This is a genomic window from Streptomyces sp. NPDC058335 (assembly GCF_042723915.1).
Classification (GTDB): Bacteria; Actinomycetota; Actinomycetes; order Streptomycetales; family Streptomycetaceae; genus Streptomyces.
Genome location: NZ_JBHXHX010000006.1, coordinates 1 through 19,766 on the forward strand (window position 1 = coordinate 1; position 19,766 = coordinate 19,766).

Here is a 19,766-nt window from a genome sequence, read left to right on the forward strand (position 1 = left end):
CGCGACTGCTCCCTCCAGCGCCGCCACCAGAAACTCGTCGAGGAAGCCCCCGCCCCGTTCCTCTCCGACGCCCAGGTCGCCGAGCTGTACTCCTCGTCCAAGGCCATCCTCAAGGAAGCCGGCTACGTCGGCGCCGGCACCGTCGAATTCCTCGTCGGCGCCGACGGCACCATCTCCTTCCTCGAGGTCAACACCCGCCTCCAGGTCGAACACCCCGTCACCGAAGAAGTCGCCGGCATCGACCTCGTCCGCGAGATGTTCCGCATCGCCGACGGTGAAGAACTCGGCTACGACGACCCCCAGCTGCGCGGCCACTCCATCGAGTTCCGCATCAACGGCGAGGACCCCGGCCGCGGCTTCCTCCCCGCCCCCGGCACGGTCACCACCTTCGACGCCCCCACCGGCCCCGGCGTCCGCCTCGACGCCGGCGTCGAATCCGGCAGCGTCATCGGCCCCGCCTGGGACTCCCTCCTCGCCAAACTCATCATCACCGGCCGTACCCGCAAGGAAGCCCTCCAGCGCGCCGCCCGCGCCCTGGCAGAGTTCCAGGTCGACGGCATGGCCACCGCCATCCCCTTCCACCGCGCGGTCGTCACCGACCCCGCCTTCGCCCCCGAACTCACCGGCTCCACCAGCCCCTTCACCATCCACACCCGCTGGATCGAGACCGAGTTCGTCAACGACATCAAACCCTTCGCGGCCCCCGCCGACACCGACACCGACGAGGAAGCAGGCCGCGAGACCGTCATCGTCGAGGTCGGCGGCAAACGCCTGGAGGTCTCCCTCCCCGTCTCCCTCGGCATGTCCCTGGCCCGCACCGGCCTCGCCGCCGGCGCCAAACCCAAACGCCGCGCCGCCAAGAAGTCCGGCCCCGCCGCCTCCGGCGACACCCTCGCCTCCCCCATGCAGGGCACCATCGTCAAGATCGCGGTCGAGGAGGGCCAGGAAGTCGAGGAAGGCGACCTGATCGTCGTCCTGGAAGCCATGAAGATGGAACAGCCCCTCAACGCCCACCGCTCCGGCACCGTCAAGGGCCTCGCCGCCGAAGTCGGCGCCTCCGTCACCTCCGGCGCCCCCATCTGCGAGATCAAGGACTGACCGAACAGCACGACTCCGGTTCCCCGCGCCCAGGTCAAGGGCGCGGGGTTCTGTTGAAACGCGGGGCGCGGAAACCCACCTGAGGGGCGCGGGGCTGTATCGATCTGCGGCTCCGCCGCGTGGGCGCGACCCGCCACAGCGGACCCGCACCGCGAACGCACCCCCACCGCCTACGGCGACAAGGCGCCCTGCCCACCCGTGCCGGCACCCCTCAGGGCTATCGGCGCCGCATATCCGCGACCCGCGCCCGCTCGGCGCCCGGCGGCTGCTCCCCGAGCACCGCGGCCGCCCGCAACCCCGCCGCGGCCCCCGGCCCGGGAATCTGTCCCCGCCTAGGCGCCGGCAGGGGAACGTCCCGACGCTGTTGCCGCCGCGCCGGGACCGCCTCACCCCCCGGGCTCCCCGACGCCCCCGCCACGGCGATCTGCACCCCCTGGTCGGCGAGAGCCTGGAGCTCGGTGCCGGCCCGGTCGTCGTGCGCCGGCGGTTCGTCGGTGATCAGTCGGGTGATGACGTCCGTCGGCACGGTCTGGAACATGGTGTCGGTGCCGAGCTTGGTGTGGTCGGCGAGGACGACGACCTCGGCGGCGGCCTGGACGAGGGCCCGGTCGACCGACGCCGACAGCATGTTGGACGTGGACAGACCGCGCTCTGCGGTCAGCCCGCTCCCGGACAGGAAGGCCCGGGAGACCCGCAGCCCCTGGAGGGACTGTTCGGCTCCGCTGCCCACGAGGGCGTAGTTGGAGCCGCGCAGAGTGCCGCCGGTCATGACGACCTCCACGCGGTTGGCGTGTGCCAACGCCTGGGCCACCAGAAGGGAGTTGGTGACGACGGTGAGTCCGGGGATCCGGGCGAGCCGACGGGCCAGTTCCTGGGTGGTGGTCCCGGCTCCGACGACGATGGCCTCGCCCTCTTCGACGAAGTTGGCGGCGAGGTCGGCGATGGCGGTCTTCTCGGCGGTCGCGAGATGGGATTTCTGCGGAAAGCCGGATTCGCGGGTGAAACCGCCCGGCAGTACCGCACCGCCGTGCCGGCGGTCGAGGAGTCCTTCTGCCTCCAGTGCGCGCACGTCCCGCCGTACGGTCACTTCGGAGGTCTGGACGACGCGGGCGAGTTCACGGAGCGACACGGCTCCGTTGGCTCGCACCATTTCGAGGATCAATTGGCGACGTTCTGCAGCGAACACGAAACTGACAGTAACGCGGACGACCGTCTGCTTTCAGCTCTTTGCGCCGAATAACAGAAGTTGTTCGCACAGCACCACACGAAGTGGTATAGGGCCCTAGTCACCCCGCCTATGCCATCCGCACGGGCCACAACTCCCCGTGACCGGCGGGGAGTCCGTTTCGGCCGCCCGATCGCGCCTACGCGTCGCCGCCGGTCTTCCGGGTGTGCAACTGCCGTGCCACTTCCGCGATCGACCCCGAAAGAGACGGGTACACCGTGAAGGCGTTCGCGATCTGTTCGACCGTCAGATTGTTGTCGACGGCGATCGAGATGGGGTGGATGAGTTCCGAGGCACGCGGCGCCACGACGACACCGCCGACGACGATCTCCGTACCCGGTCGGCAGAGGATCTTGACGAAGCCGTCGCGAATGCCCTGCATCTTGGCGCGCGGGTTGCGCAGCAGCGGCAGCTTCACCACGCGGGCGTCGATCTTGCCGCCGTCGACGTCGGCCTGCGAGTAGCCGACGGTGGCGATCTCGGGGTCGGTGAAGACGTTGGAGGAGACGGTCTTCAGGTTGAGCGGGGCCACCGCGTCGCCGAGGAAGTGGTACATGGCGATACGGCCCTGCATGGCGGCGACGGAGGCGAGGGCGAAGACGCCCGTCACGTCACCGGCGGCGTACACGCCGGGGGCGGTGGTGCGGGAGACCCGGTCGGTCCAGATGTGACCGGACTCGCGGACCTTGACGCCCGCCTCCTCCAGGCCGAGGCCCGCGCTGTTGGGGATGGCGCCGACGGCCATCAGGCAGTGCGAGCCGGTGATGACCCGGCCGTCGGCGAGGGTGACCTCGACGCGGTCGCCGACCCGCTTGGCGGACTGGGCGCGGGAGCGGGCCATCACGTTCATGCCGCGGCGGCGGAAGACGTCCTCGAGGACGGCGGCGGCGTCCGGGTCCTCGCCGGGCAGCACGCGGTCGCGGGAGGAGACGAGCGTGACCTTGGAGCCGAGGGCCTGGTAGGCGCCGGCGAACTCGGCGCCGGTGACACCGGAGCCGACCACGATGAGTTCCTCGGGCAGTTCGCGCAGGTCGTAGACCTGGGTCCAGTTGAGGATGCGCTCGCCGTCGGGCTGGGCGTCGGGAAGTTCGCGGGGGTGACCGCCGGTGGCGAGGAGGACGGCGTCGGCGGTGAGGGTCTCCTCGGTGCCGTCGGCGGCGGTGACGACGACCTGGCGGGAGCCGTCGAGGGCCTGCATGCCGTTGAGCCGGCCGCGGCCGCGCAGGACGCGGGCGCCGGCCCGGGTGACGGAGGCGGTGATGTCGTGGGACTGGGCGAGGGCGAGCCGCTTGACCCGCCGGTTGACCTTGTCGAGGTCCACGCCGACCACCTTGGCCGCCTGCTCCAGCGGCGGGGTGTCGTCGGCGACGATGATGCCGAGTTCCTCGTAGGACGAGTCGAAGGTGGTCATCACCTCCGCCGTGGCGATCAGGGTCTTCGACGGCACGCAGTCGGTCAGCACCGACGCCCCGCCCAGACCGTCGCAGTCGACGACGGTCACCTCCGCGCCGAGCTGGGCTGCCACCAGGGCCGCCTCATATCCGCCGGGTCCGCCACCGATGATCACGATCCGAGTCACGTACTCCATTCTCCCGCACGAACGGAGGTGCTACTTCCCCGGGGGCCCCGAGCGGCGGTACGCCCGTGGCCCGAGGGGCGCCGGAGGACAGCGGTGACGTGTGCACCGGCTGCCGTAGTCTCATCGCATGTCGCTCTACGCCGCGTACGCCGGCAACCTCGACGCGCGGCTGATGTCCCGCCGCGCTCCGCACTCGCCGTTGCGCGCCACCGGCTGGCTGAACGGGTGGCGGCTGACGTTCGGCGGCGAACAGCTGGGCTGGGAGGGTGCGCTCGCGACGATCGTGGAGGACCCCCTCTCCCAGGTCTTCGTCGCGCTGTACGACCTGGCACCGCCGGACGAGGAGTCGCTGGACCGGTGGGAGGGCGTGGGCCTCGGCATCTACCGCCGGATGCGGGTGCGGGTGCACACCCTGGACGGCGAGGAACAGGGCTGGGTCTACGTCCTCGACGGCTACGAGGGCGGCCTGCCCTCCGCCCGCTACCTGGGCGAGGTCGCCGACGCGGCGGAGTCGGCGGGGGCACCGCACGACTACGTGATGGAGCTGCGCAAGCGCCCGTGCTGAGCGCTCGGCCCGTTTCGCCCTTCTTCCCCCCGGCCCTGAAGCCCGGCCCTGACGCCGCCCCTCGTCGGTCCCTGTCGGAAACGACAAGACAACGATCGCCATCCCGTGGGCTCTGTCATCTACGCGCGTAGGCCCGAACCGGCTACCCTCATCGCGTGAACGCATCTCTTCTCCCGGACGACATCCAGGGCGACCCCCACGCCGCCGCCGACGCCGCCGCCGCGCGCCTGCGCGAACTGACGGGCGCCGAGACCCACGACGTCGCCCTCGTGATGGGCTCCGGCTGGGCACCGGCCGTGGACGCCCTGGGCGCCCCCGACGCCGAGTTCCCGGTCACCGAGCTGCCCGGCTTCCCGCCGCCGGCGGTCGAGGGCCACGGCGGCACGATCCGCTCGTACCGGATCGGCGAGAAGCGCGCCCTCGTGTTCCTGGGCCGCACGCACTACTACGAGGGCCGCGGGGTGGCCGCGGTCGCCCACGGCGTCCGTACGGCGGTGGCGGCCGGCAGCAAGACGATCGTGCTGACCAACGGCTGCGGAGGGCTGCGCGAGGGCATGCGGCCCGGTCAGCCGGTGCTGATCAGCGATCACATCAACCTCACGGCGACCTCTCCGATCATCGGCGCGAACTTCGTCGACCTGACGGACCTGTACTCGCCGCGGCTGCGGGCGCTGTGCAAGGAGATCGACTCCACGCTGGAGGAGGGCGTCTACGCCCAGTTCCCCGGCCCGCACTACGAGACGCCCGCGGAGATCCGGATGGCCCGGGTGATCGGGGCGGACCTGGTCGGCATGTCCACGGTGCTGGAGGCCATCGCGGCTCGGGAGGCCGGCGCGGAGGTGCTGGGCATCTCGCTCGTGACGAACCTCGCGGCGGGGATGACCGGCGAACCGTTGAACCACGAGGAGGTCCTCCAGGCGGGCCGCGACTCAGCGACCCGCATGGGCGCCCTCCTCACCCAGGTCCTGGCCCGCCTGTAAGGGGCACTGCCCCTCACCCCCCGCCAGGGGGCTTCGCCCTCTGGACCCCAGGGCCTGTGCCCACCCGGTCGGCCAGGAAGCGACCGCCCCTGGGGGCGCTCCGCCCCAGACCCCCGGCCTATGCCCACCCACCACCCGACTCGGTGGGACAACGGGCGGCGGTCGTGGCACTCAGCCCGTCCGGCGTTCGAGGACGAGACCGTTCAGGCCGAAGCGGGGGTCTGGGGGCGCAGCCCCCAGGTTCTGGACGGGAAGGGGCGGCGGGGGCGAGACAACTCACGTACGACTCGAGAGGTTGACCACCCGTGCACGACGACCTGATCGCTCGCGCCCGCACCTGGCTCGCCGAGGACCCCGACCCCGAGACCCGCGACGAACTCGCGGCCCTCCTCGACGCCGGGGACGTCACCGGACTCACCGCCCGTTTCGCCGGCACCCTCCAGTTCGGCACCGCCGGCCTGCGAGGCGAACTCGGCGCAGGGCCGATGCGGATGAACCGCGCCGTCGTCATCCGCGCCGCCGCCGGCCTCGCCGCGTACCTGCGCAGGCAAGGCAGCCGCGACGGCCTGGTCGTCATCGGCTACGACGCCCGCCACAAGTCGGAGGCGTTCGCCCGCGACACGGCCGCCGTGATGACGGGCGCGGGCCTGCGCGCGGCCGTCCTCCCCCGCCCGCTGCCGACCCCGGTCCTGGCGTACGCCATAAGGCATCTGGGCGCGGTCGCCGGCGTCGAGGTCACGGCCAGCCACAACCCGCCCCGCGACAACGGCTACAAGGTCTACCTGGGCGACGGTTCGCAGATCGTGCCGCCCGCCGACGCGGAGATCGCCGCCGAGATCGACGCGATCCGCTCCCTGGACGACGTACCGCGCCCGGACGGCGGCTGGGAGGTGCTGGACGACTCGGTCCTCGACGCCTACCTGGCCCGTACGGACGCGGTCCTCTCGGCCGGCTCGCCCCGCACCGCGCGCACCGTCTACACGGCGATGCACGGCGTCGGCAAGGACGTGCTGCTGGCCGCCTTCGCCCGCGCCGGGTTCCCCGAGCCGGTGCTGGTCGCCGAGCAGGCCGAACCCGATCCGGATTTCCCGACCGTCGCGTTCCCCAACCCTGAGGAGCCCGGCGCGATGGACCTCGCGTTCGCGAAGGCCCGCGAGACGGACCCCGACCTGGTCATCGCCAACGACCCGGACGCCGACCGGTGCGCCGTCGCCGTCCGGGACGGCGAGCGGTGGCGGATGCTGCGCGGCGACGAGGTGGGCGCACTGCTCGCCGCGCATCTGGTGAGCCGCGGGGCGCGCGGGACGTTCGCCGAGTCGATCGTCTCGTCCTCCCTCCTCGGCCGGATCGCCGAGAAGGCCGGGCTGCCGTACGAGGAGACCCTGACCGGCTTCAAGTGGATCGCCCGCGTCCACGGCCTGCGCTACGGCTACGAGGAGGCCCTCGGCTACTGCGTCGACCCCGAGGGTGTGCGCGACAAGGACGGCATCACCGCCGCCCTCCTCGTCACCGAGCTGGCGTCCGAGCTGAAGGAGCGGGGCCGCACCCTGCTCGATCTGCTCGACGACCTCGCCGTCGAGCACGGACTGCACGCCACCGACCAGCTGTCGGTGCGGGTGGAGGACCTGACGGTCATCGCCCGTGCGATGGAACGGCTGCGCGAGCGGCCCCCGACCGAGCTGGCCGGGCTGGCGATCACCCGCGCCGAGGACCTGTCCAAGGGCACCGACAAGCTGCCGCCCACCGACGGGCTGCGCTACACGCTCGACGGCGCCCGTGTGGTCGTACGGCCCAGTGGTACCGAGCCGAAGCTGAAGTGCTACCTGGAGGTCGTGGTGCCGGTCGGCTCGCCCGACGGTCTCCCGGCGGCCCACGCCCGCGCGGCCGAGCTGCTCGCGGCCGTGAAGCGGGACCTGTCGGCGGCGGCCGGCATCTGAGCCGTAGGAGCCGGGGTGCCGCCGGGCGGTGGCACCCCGCCCCGGCCCCGGCCCCGTCCCGTCCGCGGAGCCCCCGGGGTCACCCCATGGCCACCAGGATCACCAGCAGCAACGCGCCCACGGCGGCCGGCGCCATGATCTCCCAGGCCCACCGCGCGGTCACCTCGCCCTGCGCGGACGCCTCCTTCTGCCGTGCCTCCCACAGGTTCCGCAGCTCGTCCATGGCCTTGTCGGACTCGGCGCGCGCGGGCCCCTCGGGGACGTCCGGGCCCACGTGCGAGGACAGCCCGCCCCCGAAACCGCCGGGCCCCCCGAAGCCGCCGCGCCTGCGCCGCGGGCGCCCCTCCCGCTCGGCGGCCTGCTCCGCGGCGACCCGGTCCTGCTGCCGCGCGGCCTTCTTACGCGCCCGCAGCGACACCGGGATCGACCAGAGCTGGAACTTCTGCCCGGACTCGGCGACGACCTCGTTGGAGTACCCCGACCGCAGCGAGGCGACCTGCCCCCAGGGCAGCACGATCACCCGGAACGGGTTGCGCACCCGCATCCGGTCGTCACCGGCGAACACGGCCGGCCGCAGCGTGAAGGCGAGGACCAACGGCACCAGCAGGATCAGCGCGGCGAGCGCCAGCCACGGCGTCCGCCCGTCCCCGGCGACGATCGCGTCAACCCCGAGCCAGCCGATCAGGCCGAGCAGCAGCACCCCACCGGCCATCCCCGCGGGCGACCGGTACACCCGGTCCTTGACCCCGGCCCCCGGCACCGACCCCTGCTCATCCGAACTCGTCATACCCCCGATTCTGCCCGACCCCCCGAACGACCTCCTCCAACGGCCCCCGGCCGGCTCCCCACACACCACAGCGGCCACCCACGGCCCCGCCACCGTCCGCGGGCACCGGCCACCGTCCACGGCCACCCGCCGCAGCCTGCGGGCACCGGCCACCGTCCACGGCCACCCGCCGCAGCCTGCGGGCACCAGCCACCGTCCACGGCCACCCGCCGCAGCCTGCGGGCATGCGTGCCGCCTGGGGCGCAGGCGGCACCCCACCAGCGCCGGGCCGCGCGACCCACCCACCCCCGCCCCGACCGACCCGCACGGGCCCACGCCCACCGCACCTGCCCCACCCCGCCCGGAAGACCTCCGAGGGCTGTACACCCGCTACGCGCGTAGATATGCTCGTCTGGTGACCATGCCCACCAACGCACCCACCGCAGCGCCCCCCCTCCCGGACGTCACCACGTCCGACACCACGCTGCGCCGCTTCCTCCACGGGCTTCCCGGCGTCGACACGGTCGGCCTGGAGGCGCGCGCCGCAGCCCTCGGCACCCGTTCCATCAAGACGACCGCGAAGGCGTACGCCATCGACCTCGCCATCTCGATGGTCGACCTGACGACGCTGGAAGGCGCGGACACCCCGGGCAAGGTCCGGGCGCTCGGCGCGAAGGCGGTCCACCCCGACCCGACCGACCGCACGACCCCGTCGACCGCCGCGGTCTGCGTGTACCCGGACATGGTCGCCTCCGCGAAGGAGGCGGTCGCCGGCTCGTCCGTCAAGGTCGCGTCCGTCGCCACCGCCTTCCCGGCCGGCCGCGCCGCACTCCCCGTGAAGCTGGCGGACGTCCGCGACGCGGTCGCCGCGGGCGCGGACGAGATCGACATGGTCATCGACCGCGGCGCGTTCCTCGCGGGCAAGTACCTGAAGGTGTACGACGAGATCACCGCCGTGAAGGAGGCCTGCGGCACGAGCGCCCGCCTGAAGGTCATCTTCGAGACGGGCGAGCTGTCGACGTACGACAACATCCGTCGTGCCAGCTGGCTCGGCATGCTCGCCGGGGCGGACTTCATCAAGACGTCCACGGGCAAGGTCGCGGTGAACGCGACGCCCGCGAACACCCTGCTGATGCTGGAGGCGGTCCGCGACTTCCGGGCGCAGACCGGCGTGCAGGTCGGTGTGAAGCCGGCCGGCGGCATCCGCACCACGAAGGACGCCATCAAGTTCCTGGTCCTGGTCAACGAGACCGTGGGCGAGGACTGGCTGGACAACCACTGGTTCCGCTTCGGCGCCTCCTCGCTGCTGAACGACCTGCTGATGCAGCGTCAGAAGTTGGCCACCGGCCGCTACTCCGGCCCCGACTACGTGACGGTGGACTGATCACCATGGCTTCTCTGTTCGAGTACGCACCGGCCCCCGAGTCCCGCTCGGTCGTCGACATCGCGCCCTCCTACGGCCTGTTCATCGACGGCGAGTTCACCGAGGCCGCCGACGGCAAGGTCTTCAAGACGGTGTCCCCGTCGTCCGAGGAGGTGCTGTCGGAGATCGCCCAGGCCGGCACCGAGGACGTCGACCGTGCTGTACGGGCCGCCCGCAAGGCGTTCGAGAAGTGGTCGGCGCTGCCCGGCTCGGAGCGCGCGAAGTACCTGTTCCGGATCGCCCGCATCATCCAGGAGCGCAGCCGCGAGCTGGCCGTCCTGGAGACGCTGGACAACGGCAAGCCGATCAAGGAAACCCGCGACGCGGACCTTCCCCTGGTCGCCGCGCACTTCTTCTACTACGCGGGCTGGGCCGACAAGCTCGACCACGCCGGCTTCGGCGCGAACCCGCGGCCCCTCGGCGTGGCCGGCCAGGTCATTCCCTGGAACTTCCCCCTGCTGATGCTGGCGTGGAAGATCGCCCCGGCACTGGCGACGGGTAACACGGTGGTCCTCAAGCCCGCCGAGACGACCCCCCTGTCGGCTCTCTTCTTCGCGGACATCTGCCGCCAGGCGGGCCTGCCCAAGGGCGTCGTCAACATCCTTCCCGGCTACGGCGACGCGGGCGCCGCGCTGGTCGCGCACCCGGACGTGAACAAGGTCGCCTTCACCGGCTCCACCGCGGTCGGCAAGGAGATCGCGAAGACGGTCGCGGGCACCCGCAAGAAGCTCACGCTCGAACTGGGCGGCAAGGGCGCGAACATCGTCTTCGACGACGCCCCGATCGACCAGGCCGTCGAGGGCATCGTCAGCGGCATCTTCTTCAACCAGGGCCAGGTCTGCTGCGCGGGCTCGCGCCTGCTGGTCCAGGAGTCGATCCACGACGAACTGCTGGACTCGCTGAAGCGCAGGCTCTCCACCCTCCGCCTCGGCGACCCGCTGGACAAGAACACCGACATCGGCGCGATCAACTCCGCCGAGCAGCTCGCGCGCATCACCTCGCTGGTGGAGCGGGGCGAGGCGGAGGGCGCCGAGCGCTGGTCCCCGGAGTGCGAACTCCCCACCTCCGGCTACTGGTTCGCCCCGACGCTGTTCACGAACGTCACCCAGGCGCACACCGTGGCCCGCGACGAGATCTTCGGCCCGGTGCTGTCGGTCCTCACGTTCCGCACCCCGGACGAGGCCGTCGCCAAGGCCAACAACACGCCGTACGGCCTGTCGGCGGGCATCTGGACGGAGAAGGGCTCCCGCATCCTGGCGGTGGCGAGCAAGCTCCGGGCCGGTGTCGTCTGGTCCAACACGTTCAACAAGTTCGACCCCACCTCGCCGTTCGGCGGTTACAAGGAGTCGGGCTTCGGCCGCGAGGGCGGCCGCCACGGCCTGGAGGCGTACCTCGATGTCCGATAAGTCCGAGCAGCAGCGTCTGAGCGTCTTCAAGACCTACAAGCTGTACGTCGGCGGGAAGTTCCCGCGTTCCGAGAGCGGCCGGGTGTACGAGGTGTCCGACTCGAAAGGCAAGTGGCTGGCGAACGCGCCGCTCTCCTCCCGCAAGGACGCCCGTGACGCGGTCGTGGCCGCGCGCAAGGCGTTCGGCGCGTGGTCCGGCGCGACGGCCTACAACCGGGGCCAGATCCTCTATCGCGTCGCCGAGATGCTGGAGGGCCGCAAGAGCCAGTTCGTCCACGAGGTCGCCGACGCCGAGGGCCTGTCCAAGTCGAAGGCGAACGAGCTGGTCGAGGCCACGATCGACCGCTGGGTCTGGTACGCGGGCTGGACCGACAAGATCGCCCAGGTCGTGGGCGGCGGCAACCCGGTGGCCGGCCCGTACTTCAACCTGTCCTCCCCGGAGCCGACGGGCGTCGTCACGGTCCTGGCCCCGCAGGAGTCGTCGTTCCTGGGCCTGGTCTCGGTGATCGCCCCGGTGATCGCCACGGGCAACACGGCGATCGTGATCGCCAGTGAGAAGTCCCCGCTCCCGGCCCTGTCCCTGGGCGAGGTCCTGGCCACCTCCGACCTGCCCGGCGGCGTGGTCAACGTCCTCTCGGGCCGTACGGCGGAGATCGCGGCGCCCCTGGCCTCCCACCAGGACGTCAACGCGATCGATCTGGCCGGCGCCGACGACGTACTGGCGAAGGAGCTGGAGATCGCGGCGGCCGACAACCTGAAGCGCGTTCTTCGTCCACAGCCTGTGGACGACTGGCGGGCGGCGCCCGGCACCGAGCGCATGACGGCGTTCCTGGAGACGAAGACGGTCTGGCACCCGACGGGTTCGCTGGGCGCGTCCGGCTCGTCCTACTGAGCCGTCCCGACAAGCCGGAGGGCCGCGGCCTCTCCCCGTCCGGGGAGGCCGCGGCCCTCTGCCGTATGCCTCAGCGGCCGCCCAGCAGCCCCGTAACCGACCCCAGCACCGGGATCGACCCGATCGACTGCGCCTGCGCCACAGGGCCGGTCAGGGCCTGCGAGGTGAGCGGCTGGAAGTCGGCGAGCTGGGTGCCGACGCCGTTGTCGAGCGGGTCGACGCCGGTGCCCGCGAGCGGGTTGGGCTTGAGGCCGGAGACGGCCCCGGTGACGTACGGCAGGGAGCCGAACAGCCCCTGGACGCCGGACTGCGGGTCGATCCGGCCGACCGAGGTGGGGCTCAGGCGCACCGTGTCGAGGACGGGCTGGGTGTCGGCCGCGGCGGCGGCCGACGTGCCCGCTCCCAGAGCCGCGCCGGCCGTCGCGAGGACGGCCAGCGCGCGCCGGCCGGTCGTGTGGGAGGAGGAGTCGTGTCGGGCCATGGTCGCTGCCACCTTCTGCCGCGCTGGGTAATCGGGTCGACACGAAGGGTAGTTGCGGTGTGACGCGTGCTGCAAAGCCGACCCGCGGGGTCGTAACGGGTCCCGCCGATGCCTCAGACTGGTGTCCCGTGAGTTCCCATCCGCCCGTACCCACGCGAGTCGTGCTGCTCTGCGGCCCTTCCGGCTCCGGCAAGTCCCTCCTCGCGGCCCGTTCCGGCCTTCCGGTGCTGCGCCTCGACGACTTCTACAAGGAGGGCGACGACCCGACGCTGCCGCTGGTCGCGGGGAGCTCCGACATCGACTGGGACGACCCCGGGTCCTGGGACGCGGACACGGCCGTCGCCGCGATCGTCGACCTGTGCCGCACGGGTCGTACACAGGTACCCGTGTACGACATCTCGCTGAGCGCCCGCACCGGCGAGGAGGGCGTCGAGATCGGGCGGACCCCGCTGTTCATCGCGGAGGGCATCTTCGCCGCCGAGATCGTGAACCGCTGCCGGGAGCTGGGTGTCCTGGCCGACGCGCTGTGCCTGAGCCGCGGCCCGGTGAAGACGTTCCGCCGCCGTTTCCTGCGGGACCTCAAGGAGGGCCGCAAGTCGGTGCCGTTCCTGCTGCGCCGCGGCTGGCGCCTGATGCGCGCCGAACGCTCCATCGTGGCCCGCCAGACCGCGCTCGGCGCACACGCCTGCGACCGTGACGAGGCGATGGGCCGCCTGGCCTCCGCGGCGGCCGGCCACCGCACCCCGACGGCCCGTACGGCGGCGTAGCGCCCGCGGGGCACCCGGGAACACGTGAGAGCGGGACTGGACGGACCCCCCGGCCCTCCAGCCCCGCTCCCTTTGGTGCTCCCCCCTGTTTCCCCCGTGGTTTCCCCCGTCGCCCCCGTGCACGTGCGCGGTACCGCTCCCCCAACGTCCCCCGTCGGGTCCCCCCGGTACCGCTTCCCCCGTGTTCCCCCGTGCACCGGCTTCCCTGAACAGAAGCCGGATCCCCCGTTCGCCTCAGGCGACCAACTCGCCGAAGGCGTCTTCCTCGTCACGGCCGAAGCTGAGGACCTCGTCCTCACGCAGCCGGCGGAGCGACCGCCAGATGCTGGACTTCACCGTGCCGACACTGATGCCGAGGATGTCCGCGATCTCCGGGTCGGTGCGGCCCTCGTAGTACCGCAGGACCAGCATCGTCCGCTGGAGTTCGGGCAGCCGGGCCAGCGCCTGCCACAGGACCGTGCGCAGTTCGGTGCCGCGCATCGCGTCCGTGTCGCCGGGCGTCTCCGGCAGCTCCTCGGTCGGGTACTCGTTCAGCTTGCGGCGGCGCCACGCGCTGATGTGCAGGTTCGTCATGGTCCGCCGGAGGTACCCGCCGACGGCCGCCTTGTCGCTGATCCGCTCCCACGCCCGGTAGGTCGAGAACAGCGCGCTCTGGAGCAGGTCCTCGGCCTCGAAACGGTCGCCGGTGAGGTGGTAGGCGGTGGCGTACAGGGAGGCGCGGCGCTCCTGGACGTAGGCGGTGAACTCCGCCTCCGACAGCGAGCGGCGCTCCCCCGAGTCCTCCCTGTACGCTGCTCCCCCGTCCGCCGCGGCGGGCGTGTCCCCCGTGCGGGCGTCAACCACCGTCATGATCCCGGTGTGCTGACGCCCGGTGCCGCGGACGCACCCCCGCCCGCCCACGGCACCGGACTTCTCCGACCCCCGGTTCACGTCGTGCAGGCGCGTGATCACTGCGCTGGTGTTCAAGCTGTGCAGCGTGTTCATCTCGCGCCCCCCGTCGTGGACTTGCGGTGGTTTCGGTCTGTTCTTCTCCGGCTCGGCGTCCTGCTCCCTTGCCTGATGCCGAGAAGCTTGCCCACGCCACTTCATCGCCGTGTCCGTCGACTGTCACAGACCTGTCACAGGGGTCCGTCACGGCGACACCACAGATCGTCCACAGGCGTTGCCGGTAGCCGCCGGCGTTTGGCTTCGCGCAGGTCGGCGTGGGAGTGTCGGGAGATGACCATCGGCATGGTGCTGTTCGACTCCCGCCTCCGCGCTTCGACGCGGACGCGGTAGCGGCCACCTCTCCACGATCCGCGCGCCCGCCGCACCGGCCGGGCGCCGGTTCCGTCTGCTCCACGAGCCTCGCTCCTCCTCCTCGTCGAAGCGCTCTTCGTGCCCTGCACTTGCGATCACGAGGAGTACGTCGTGTTCCACGACGACCATCGGCTGCCCCACCCCGTCGTCCTCGCCGACGACCGGATGCGGGCGGCCACCGCCCACCGCCTGGCCCGCGAGGGTACGGCCCTGCTGTGGCAGGGCGACTACCCCGGCGCACGCCGCCTGCTGACGGCCATGGGTCGCCGCGTCGACGCCCGCCCGCAGCGGCCCGGCCGGTCCCTCGCGGAGACCTTCCACCTGCACCGGCGGGCCCGCGCCCACCGCGCCCAGGTCCTCGACAGGCTGCTGATCGAGCTGACCGACGACCACACCGTCTCCCTGCGCCGGGCCCCGGACGTCCGTGCGGCCTGTCACGCGGCCTACGGCCCGCCCACGGGCCCCGCCAGGGTCCCGCTGCGGGAGCTGCTGGGCGTGATCGGCGCCCACCAGTGGCTCCTGAAGGGCGTCGAGGTACCCGCGCTCGGGGCCCGCGTCCACCCCCACTACGGCGTGTTCGCGCCGACCCGCGGCGAGTACGTCGGTCTCGTCGCGCGGGCTCCCCTGCCCGCCGGGATCCGCCAGAACCCGGCGGGGGCGGTCGCCTTCGACCTGGGCACGGGCACCGGGGTCCTCGCGGCGGTGCTGGCCCGCCGGGGCGTGGGCCGGATCGTGGGGACCGACGCCAACCCGCGCGCCCTGGTCTGCGCGCGGGACAACGCCCACCGGCTCGGCCTGGACCGGCGGATCGAGGTGACCGACCCCTGTCTCTTTCCGCCGGGCCGGGCGGATCTCGTCGTCTGCAACCCTCCGTGGCTGCCCGCCCGGCCGACGTCGGCGCTCGAACTGGGCGTCTACGACGAGGACAGCGCGATGCTCCGCGAGTTTCTGCGGGGTCTGGTCGCCGCTCTGCGGCCGGGCGGCGAGGGCTGGCTGGTCCTCTCCGATCTGGCCGAACACCTCGGTCTGCGGACCCGCGACGAGTTGCCGGATCTGATCGAACGAGCAGGTCTGCGGGTCGTGGGCCGGACCGGGACCGGGGCTTCGCACCGGCGCTCGCGGGACGTCTCCGACCCCCTGCACGCCGCGCGCGCCGCGGAAACGACACACCTCTGGCGTCTGAGCCCGGCCCCACGGGTCGAACGACAGCCCCTCCATGGGCCAGAATGAGCCCGTGCCTTCCCTGTTGCTGATCGAGGACGACGACGCCATCCGTACGGCCCTGGAGCTCTCACTGACGCGCCAGGGGCACCGGGTGGCGACCGCTGCGAGCGGTGAGGACGGTCTGAAGCTGCTGCGCGAGCAGCGGCCGGATCTGATCGTGCTGGACGTGATGCTGCCCGGCATCGACGGATTCGAGGTGTGCCGTCGTATCCGGCGCACCGACCAGCTGCCGATCATTCTCCTCACCGCGCGCAACGACGACATCGACGTGGTGGTCGGGCTGGAGTCCGGCGCCGACGACTACGTCGTCAAACCGGTGCAGGGGAGGGTGCTGGACGCCCGGATCCGGGCCGTGCTGCGCCGCGGGGAGCGGGAGTCGAACGACGCCGCGACCTTCGGCAGCCTCGTCATCGACCGCGCGGCGATGACCGTGACGAAGAACGGTGAGGACCTCCAGCTCACCCCGACCGAGCTGCGGCTGCTGCTGGAGCTGAGCCGGCGCCCGGGTCAGGCGCTGTCCCGGCAGCAGTTGCTGCGGCTGGTCTGGGAACACGACTACCTGGGCGACTCCCGGCTGGTGGACGCCTGCGTCCAGCGCCTGCGCGCCAAGGTCGAGGACATCCCGTCCTCCCCCACGCTCATCCGCACCGTGCGCGGAGTCGGCTACCGCCTGGACACGCCTCAGTGACACGAGGGCAAGGGGGGGTCCGCGGCTGGTCCGCGGCGCGCAAGGGACATCTTTCACGGCTGCGTTTCACCAGTCTGCGGCTGCGGCTCGTCGTGGTCTTCGGTGCGGTGGCGCTGACCGCCGCGGTGTCCGCGTCGGGCATCGCGTACTGGCTCAACCGCGAGGCCGTCCTCACCCGTACCCAGGGCGCGGTGCTGCGGGACTTCGAGCAGGAGATGCAGAACCGGGCGGGCTCGCTGCCCGAGCACCCCTCGCAGGACGAACTCCAGCACACGGCCGGGCAGATGGCCAACAGCAGCCAGCGCTTCAGCGTGCTGCTCGTCGGCGAGGACTCCACCGGCAAGACGGTGTACGGCAACTCCGGCAGCCTGAACGGCTTCTCCCTGGACGCCGTGCCCGAGTCCCTGCGCACCGCCGTCAACAAGGAGCAGGACACCACCGCCGGCAACAAGTCGCCGTACCACCTGTACTGGCAGCGGGTCGTCGACGACGGCACGCCGTACCTGGTGGCCGGCACGAAGCTGATCGGTGGCGGCCCGACCGGCTACATACGCAAGTCACTCGAACCGGAGGCCAAGGATCTCAACTCCCTCGCCTGGTCCCTGGGGATCGCCACCGGCCTCGCGCTGATCGGCGCCGCGCTGCTCGCGCAGGCCGCCGCCACGACCGTACTGAAGCCGGTGCACCGCCTCGGGGTGGCCGCACGCCGTCTCGGCGAGGGGAAGCTGGACACCCGGCTGCGGGTCTCGGGCACGGACGAACTGGCCGACCTCGCCCGCACGTTCAACAGAACGGCCGAGGCCCTGGAGAAGCGGGTCGCGGACATGGCGGCGCGCGACGACGCGTCCCGCCGTTTCGTGGCCGACATGAGCCACGAACTGCGCACCCCCCTCACCGCGATCACCGCCGTCACAGAAGTGCTGGAAGAGGAACTGGACGCGGAGTCGGGCAGCATCGACCCGATGATCGAACCGGCGGTCCGCCTGGTCGTCAGCGAGACCCGACGCCTGGGCGACCTGGTCGAGAACCTGATGGAAGTCACCCGCTTCGACGCCGGAACGGCCCGCCTGGTCCTGGACGACGTCGACGTCGCCGACCAGATCACCCACTGCATCGACGCCCGCGCCTGGCTCGACGCGGTCGACCTGGACTCCGACCGCGGCATCCACGCCCGCCTCGACCCCCGCCGCCTGGACGTCATCATGGCCAACCTCATCGGCAACGCGCTCAAGCACGGCGGCTCGCCGGTACGCGTCTCGATCCGTGAGTCGGCCGACGAGGTGGTCATCGCCGTCAACGACCACGGCCCAGGCATCCCCGAGGACGTCCTGCCGCACGTCTTCGACCGCTTCTACAAGGCGAGCGCCTCCCGCCCCCGCTCCGAGGGCAGCGGCCTGGGCCTCTCCATCGCCCTGGAGAACGCCCACATCCACGGCGGCAGGATCACGGCCGCCAACTCCCCCGACGGCGGCGCGGTGTTCACCCTGCATCTGCCACGGGACGCGTCGGAACTGGCGGAACACTCGGAGAAGGACAAGGGGGACGCCTCATGAAGAGGGACCGTGCACGCCGTCTGCTCGCCCTCCCCCTCCTCGCCGGACTGCTCACCGGCTGCGGGATCCGGGCCACCGAGGTACCGACCGACTTCGGCCCGGCACCGTCACGGGTGCACTGCTCCCTCGCCGAACCCGAGGTGACGACCCAGACCACGAGAGGCGTACCGGTCCAGGTGTTCCTCCTGTGCGGCTCGTCGCTGGTCGCCGTGGACCGCGCCGTACGGGTCCCCGACGGGACGGCGGACTCCGCACGCCGCGTCCTCGTCGCCCAGGGCCTGCTCGACGAACTGGCCGAGTCCCCCTCCGTCGCGGAAAAGGAGGCCGGCTACACCACGGACGTACGCGGCGGCATGAAGGTGAGCGGCCCGGCCCTCAAGGACCCCGACGACACCCTCCGCCTGAGCACCTCCCCCGGCGACCTCACGTCGTACGCCCTCGCCCAGCTCGTCTGCACCTTCTCCGACTCGGCGGCAGCGGAGGGCGACGGCTCGGTGGTCCTGGGCGGCCCGACCGCGGACCGCCCCCGCCGCTACGAATGCACCAACGAGGTCCGCTCCCGCCCAGGCTCGGCAGAACCGCCCTCGTCGGAGGTCCCCGACAACTGACCGCAGGCCCCCACCCCGAACCGCACGAAAGGGATGGCGGCGATCCAACGGGAGCGGGCCGTGGCGGTGCGTCGAAGGCCCGCCGCGCAGCCCGTCTCTGCCCCGTAGGACCATGGCAGCGGACGGCAGTACGCCCGACTGGCGACGGCTCGACGCACCGCCACGGCCCGGACCCACCCACTCACCGCCCGCCCCGCGCCCTGGTGCACCCGCCGCCCCCCTGCCGCACAAGTGACGCAGACCTCCCCCCTCACCCCGGAACCGATCCCGCCACCCCCCGCGTCTAGGGGAGCGTGCAGCGTCAAGGCATCGGCGGCAGCGCCGTGATCCGCATCCGTGCGGCCGGGAGTGTCCTCCTGGTCGCACATCTCCTGTTCGTAGCCTGGCTCACGCTGCGCCCACTGGACGTCCCCTGGGTGATGCCCACCAACCTGCATCCCCTCGCAGGCATCCAGGGCGACCTCCGACTGGGCTGGCCCGAGGCGGCCCGCCGCATCGGCGAGGACCTGGCCCTGCTGGCCCCCCTAGGGGTCCTCCTCCCCCTGGCCCACGGCAGACTGAGCGTCTCCCCACTGGCCTCCCTGGTCCGCACGGTCACCGCGGGCGCCCTGCTGTCCCTGGCGATCGCCCTGCTCCAGACGGACGTACCCGGCCGCGTGGTCGACATCGACTCGGTGCTGCTGAACACGGCGGGCGTGGCCCTGGCCCACGCCGCCGTGGTCCCGGCGGCACGGGCCTGGCTGGGCCGGCGCAGCGCGCGGCGCGAGCGCCCCACGGTGGGCCAGGAGGAGCCGGCTCAGGGTCTGACCCCGACGATTCCCAGGGTCGGGATCGCCCCGTAGAGCGACGTTTCATCCGCTTCGTCTTCGTAACGTTGTTGTCAGAAAGGGGCAGCCACCAGGGCCCGCCCCGGACCGACGCTCACGAAGAGGAGCCGCAGATGTCCAGCAGCCTCGCCCGCCCCACCAACGGCCGCATGATCGGCGGAGTGTGCGCCGCGCTGGCCCGCCGCTTCGGTACGTCGGCCACGACCATGCGCGTGATCTTCCTGCTCTCCTGCCTTCTGCCGGGCCCGCAGTTCCTGCTCTACATAGCCCTGTGGATCTTCCTGCCCTCCGAGGACAAGACCCGCACGGCCTGGTGAACGCGAACGCCGTCGGGGGGGGGCCCCGGGGACCAGGGGGGCCCCCCCCCGGGGCAGGGGGGGGGGGGGGTGGCCGGCGGGGGGGCCGGGGCCCCGCCCCCCCGGCGGGGGCGGGCCGGCCGCCGGCGCAC

General features: G+C 72.2%; 19 protein-coding genes. 14 read left to right on the plus strand and 5 right to left on the minus strand.

Annotation, left to right across the window (positions count from 1 at the left end; genetic code table 11):
• Positions 1–1,098: biotin/lipoyl-containing protein (locus ACFWJX_RS12560; RefSeq protein ID WP_383240844.1), on the plus strand; the 1,098-nt coding region annotated here is incomplete at its 5' end.
• A gap of 217 nt (positions 1,099–1,315) precedes the next feature.
• Here the strand turns inward: ACFWJX_RS12560 and ACFWJX_RS12565 are convergent.
• Together ACFWJX_RS12565 and ACFWJX_RS12570 are read right to left on the minus strand one after the other, a co-directional pair.
• Entirely contained in the window at positions 1,316–2,284 is a 969-nt protein-coding gene (locus tag ACFWJX_RS12565; RefSeq protein WP_383240847.1) for a DeoR/GlpR family DNA-binding transcription regulator, read from the minus strand.
• Between the two features lie 178 nt (positions 2,285–2,462).
• Positions 2,463–3,911 (minus strand): NAD(P)H-quinone dehydrogenase, encoded by a 1,449-nt coding sequence (locus ACFWJX_RS12570; protein ID WP_383240849.1) that lies wholly within the window; start codon positions 3,909–3,911, stop codon positions 2,463–2,465.
• 118 nt (positions 3,912–4,029) lie between these two features.
• On the opposite strand from ACFWJX_RS12570, the gene ACFWJX_RS12575 reads away from it, so the two are divergent.
• From ACFWJX_RS12575 to ACFWJX_RS12585, 3 genes are all read left to right on the plus strand, one after another.
• Entirely contained in the window at positions 4,030–4,467 is a 438-nt protein-coding gene (locus tag ACFWJX_RS12575; protein ID WP_383240851.1) for a gamma-glutamylcyclotransferase, read from the plus strand.
• Between the two features lie 155 nt (positions 4,468–4,622).
• Positions 4,623–5,447 carry a purine-nucleoside phosphorylase gene (locus ACFWJX_RS12580; protein WP_383240854.1) on the plus strand — a complete coding sequence of 275 codons (825 nt, stop codon included), beginning with the start codon at positions 4,623–4,625 and terminating at the stop codon, positions 5,445–5,447.
• Positions 5,448–5,752: 305 nt separating this feature from the next.
• Positions 5,753–7,384, plus strand: coding sequence for a phospho-sugar mutase (locus ACFWJX_RS12585; protein ID WP_383240857.1), 1,632 nt, complete (start codon positions 5,753–5,755; stop codon positions 7,382–7,384).
• Positions 7,385–7,463: 79 nt separating this feature from the next.
• Here ACFWJX_RS12585 and ACFWJX_RS12590 read toward each other — a convergent pair whose 3' ends face one another.
• The gene (locus ACFWJX_RS12590) at positions 7,464–8,171 is read right to left on the minus strand and encodes a PH domain-containing protein (RefSeq protein ID WP_383240860.1); all 708 of its coding nucleotides are present in this window, start codon (positions 8,169–8,171) and stop codon (positions 7,464–7,466) included.
• A gap of 400 nt (positions 8,172–8,571) precedes the next feature.
• Here ACFWJX_RS12590 and deoC point away from each other — a divergent pair, with 400 nt between their 5' ends.
• The 3 genes from deoC to ACFWJX_RS12605 are packed head-to-tail and all read left to right on the plus strand — an operon-like array spanning position 8,572 to position 11,871.
• The gene (gene deoC / locus ACFWJX_RS12595; protein ID WP_383241849.1) at positions 8,572–9,534 is read left to right on the plus strand and encodes a deoxyribose-phosphate aldolase; all 963 of its coding nucleotides are present in this window, start codon (positions 8,572–8,574) and stop codon (positions 9,532–9,534) included.
• A 5-nt stretch (positions 9,535–9,539) separates the two neighbouring features.
• Positions 9,540–10,979, plus strand: coding sequence for an aldehyde dehydrogenase family protein (locus ACFWJX_RS12600; RefSeq protein WP_383240862.1), 1,440 nt, complete (start codon positions 9,540–9,542; stop codon positions 10,977–10,979).
• Positions 10,969–11,871 carry an aldehyde dehydrogenase family protein gene (locus tag ACFWJX_RS12605; RefSeq protein WP_383240865.1) on the plus strand — a complete coding sequence of 301 codons (903 nt, stop codon included), beginning with the start codon at positions 10,969–10,971 and terminating at the stop codon, positions 11,869–11,871. The genes ACFWJX_RS12600 and ACFWJX_RS12605 overlap by 11 nt, the downstream gene beginning before the upstream one ends.
• Before the next feature lie 70 nt (positions 11,872–11,941).
• On the opposite strand, the gene ACFWJX_RS12610 is transcribed toward ACFWJX_RS12605, so the two are convergent.
• Positions 11,942–12,352, minus strand: coding sequence for a hypothetical protein (locus tag ACFWJX_RS12610; RefSeq protein WP_383240868.1), 411 nt, complete (start codon positions 12,350–12,352; stop codon positions 11,942–11,944).
• 59 nt (positions 12,353–12,411) lie between these two features.
• On the opposite strand from ACFWJX_RS12610, the gene ACFWJX_RS12615 reads away from it, so the two are divergent.
• Positions 12,412–13,119, plus strand: coding sequence for a uridine kinase (locus ACFWJX_RS12615; protein ID WP_383240871.1), 708 nt, complete (start codon positions 12,412–12,414; stop codon positions 13,117–13,119).
• 234 nt (positions 13,120–13,353) lie between these two features.
• On the opposite strand, the gene ACFWJX_RS12620 is transcribed toward ACFWJX_RS12615, so the two are convergent.
• Positions 13,354–14,103 (minus strand): SigE family RNA polymerase sigma factor, encoded by a 750-nt coding sequence (locus ACFWJX_RS12620; protein ID WP_383240874.1) that lies wholly within the window; start codon positions 14,101–14,103, stop codon positions 13,354–13,356.
• Positions 14,104–14,583: 480 nt separating this feature from the next.
• Here ACFWJX_RS12620 and ACFWJX_RS12625 point away from each other — a divergent pair, with 480 nt between their 5' ends.
• The 6 genes from ACFWJX_RS12625 (at position 14,584) to ACFWJX_RS12650 (ending at position 19,635) form a co-directional block, all read left to right on the plus strand.
• The gene (locus tag ACFWJX_RS12625; protein ID WP_383241852.1) at positions 14,584–15,648 is read left to right on the plus strand and encodes a methyltransferase; all 1,065 of its coding nucleotides are present in this window, start codon (positions 14,584–14,586) and stop codon (positions 15,646–15,648) included.
• A gap of 4 nt (positions 15,649–15,652) precedes the next feature.
• The gene (gene afsQ1, locus ACFWJX_RS12630) at positions 15,653–16,330 is read left to right on the plus strand and encodes a two-component system response regulator AfsQ1 (RefSeq protein ID WP_190046492.1); all 678 of its coding nucleotides are present in this window, start codon (positions 15,653–15,655) and stop codon (positions 16,328–16,330) included.
• The gene (locus ACFWJX_RS12635; protein ID WP_383240877.1) at positions 16,327–17,883 is read left to right on the plus strand and encodes an ATP-binding protein; all 1,557 of its coding nucleotides are present in this window, start codon (positions 16,327–16,329) and stop codon (positions 17,881–17,883) included. The genes afsQ1 and ACFWJX_RS12635 overlap by 4 nt, the downstream gene beginning before the upstream one ends.
• Positions 17,880–18,491, plus strand: coding sequence for a hypothetical protein (locus ACFWJX_RS12640; RefSeq protein WP_383240880.1), 612 nt, complete (start codon positions 17,880–17,882; stop codon positions 18,489–18,491). Before ACFWJX_RS12635 ends, ACFWJX_RS12640 begins: the two co-directional genes overlap by 4 nt.
• A gap of 293 nt (positions 18,492–18,784) precedes the next feature.
• Positions 18,785–19,333, plus strand: coding sequence for a VanZ family protein (locus tag ACFWJX_RS12645; RefSeq protein WP_383240883.1), 549 nt, complete (start codon positions 18,785–18,787; stop codon positions 19,331–19,333).
• A gap of 98 nt (positions 19,334–19,431) precedes the next feature.
• The gene (locus ACFWJX_RS12650) at positions 19,432–19,635 is read left to right on the plus strand and encodes a PspC domain-containing protein (protein WP_383240886.1); all 204 of its coding nucleotides are present in this window, start codon (positions 19,432–19,434) and stop codon (positions 19,633–19,635) included.
• Positions 19,636–19,766 lie beyond the last annotated feature (131 nt).

What these genes read in the sequence shown, in the direction of transcription:
- ACFWJX_RS12570 (WP_383240849.1), bottom strand. Translation starts at nt 3,911, where the DNA reads ATGGAGTACGTGACTCGGATCGTGATCATCGGTGGCGGACCCGGCGGA.
- ACFWJX_RS12575 (WP_383240851.1), top strand. Translation starts at nt 4,030, where the DNA reads ATGTCGCTCTACGCCGCGTACGCCGGCAACCTCGACGCGCGGCTGATG.
- ACFWJX_RS12590 (WP_383240860.1), bottom strand. Translation starts at nt 8,171, where the DNA reads ATGACGAGTTCGGATGAGCAGGGGTCGGTGCCGGGGGCCGGGGTCAAG.
- deoC (WP_383241849.1), top strand. Translation starts at nt 8,572, where the DNA reads ATGCCCACCAACGCACCCACCGCAGCGCCCCCCCTCCCGGACGTCACC.
- ACFWJX_RS12600 (WP_383240862.1), top strand. Translation starts at nt 9,540, where the DNA reads ATGGCTTCTCTGTTCGAGTACGCACCGGCCCCCGAGTCCCGCTCGGTC.
- ACFWJX_RS12605 (WP_383240865.1), top strand. Translation starts at nt 10,969, where the DNA reads ATGTCCGATAAGTCCGAGCAGCAGCGTCTGAGCGTCTTCAAGACCTAC.
- ACFWJX_RS12610 (WP_383240868.1), bottom strand. Translation starts at nt 12,352, where the DNA reads ATGGCCCGACACGACTCCTCCTCCCACACGACCGGCCGGCGCGCGCTG.
- ACFWJX_RS12620 (WP_383240874.1), bottom strand. Translation starts at nt 14,103, where the DNA reads ATGAACACGCTGCACAGCTTGAACACCAGCGCAGTGATCACGCGCCTG.
- ACFWJX_RS12625 (WP_383241852.1), top strand. Translation starts at nt 14,584, where the DNA reads ATGCGGGCGGCCACCGCCCACCGCCTGGCCCGCGAGGGTACGGCCCTG.
- ACFWJX_RS12640 (WP_383240880.1), top strand. Translation starts at nt 17,880, where the DNA reads ATGAAGAGGGACCGTGCACGCCGTCTGCTCGCCCTCCCCCTCCTCGCC.
- ACFWJX_RS12650 (WP_383240886.1), top strand. Translation starts at nt 19,432, where the DNA reads ATGTCCAGCAGCCTCGCCCGCCCCACCAACGGCCGCATGATCGGCGGA.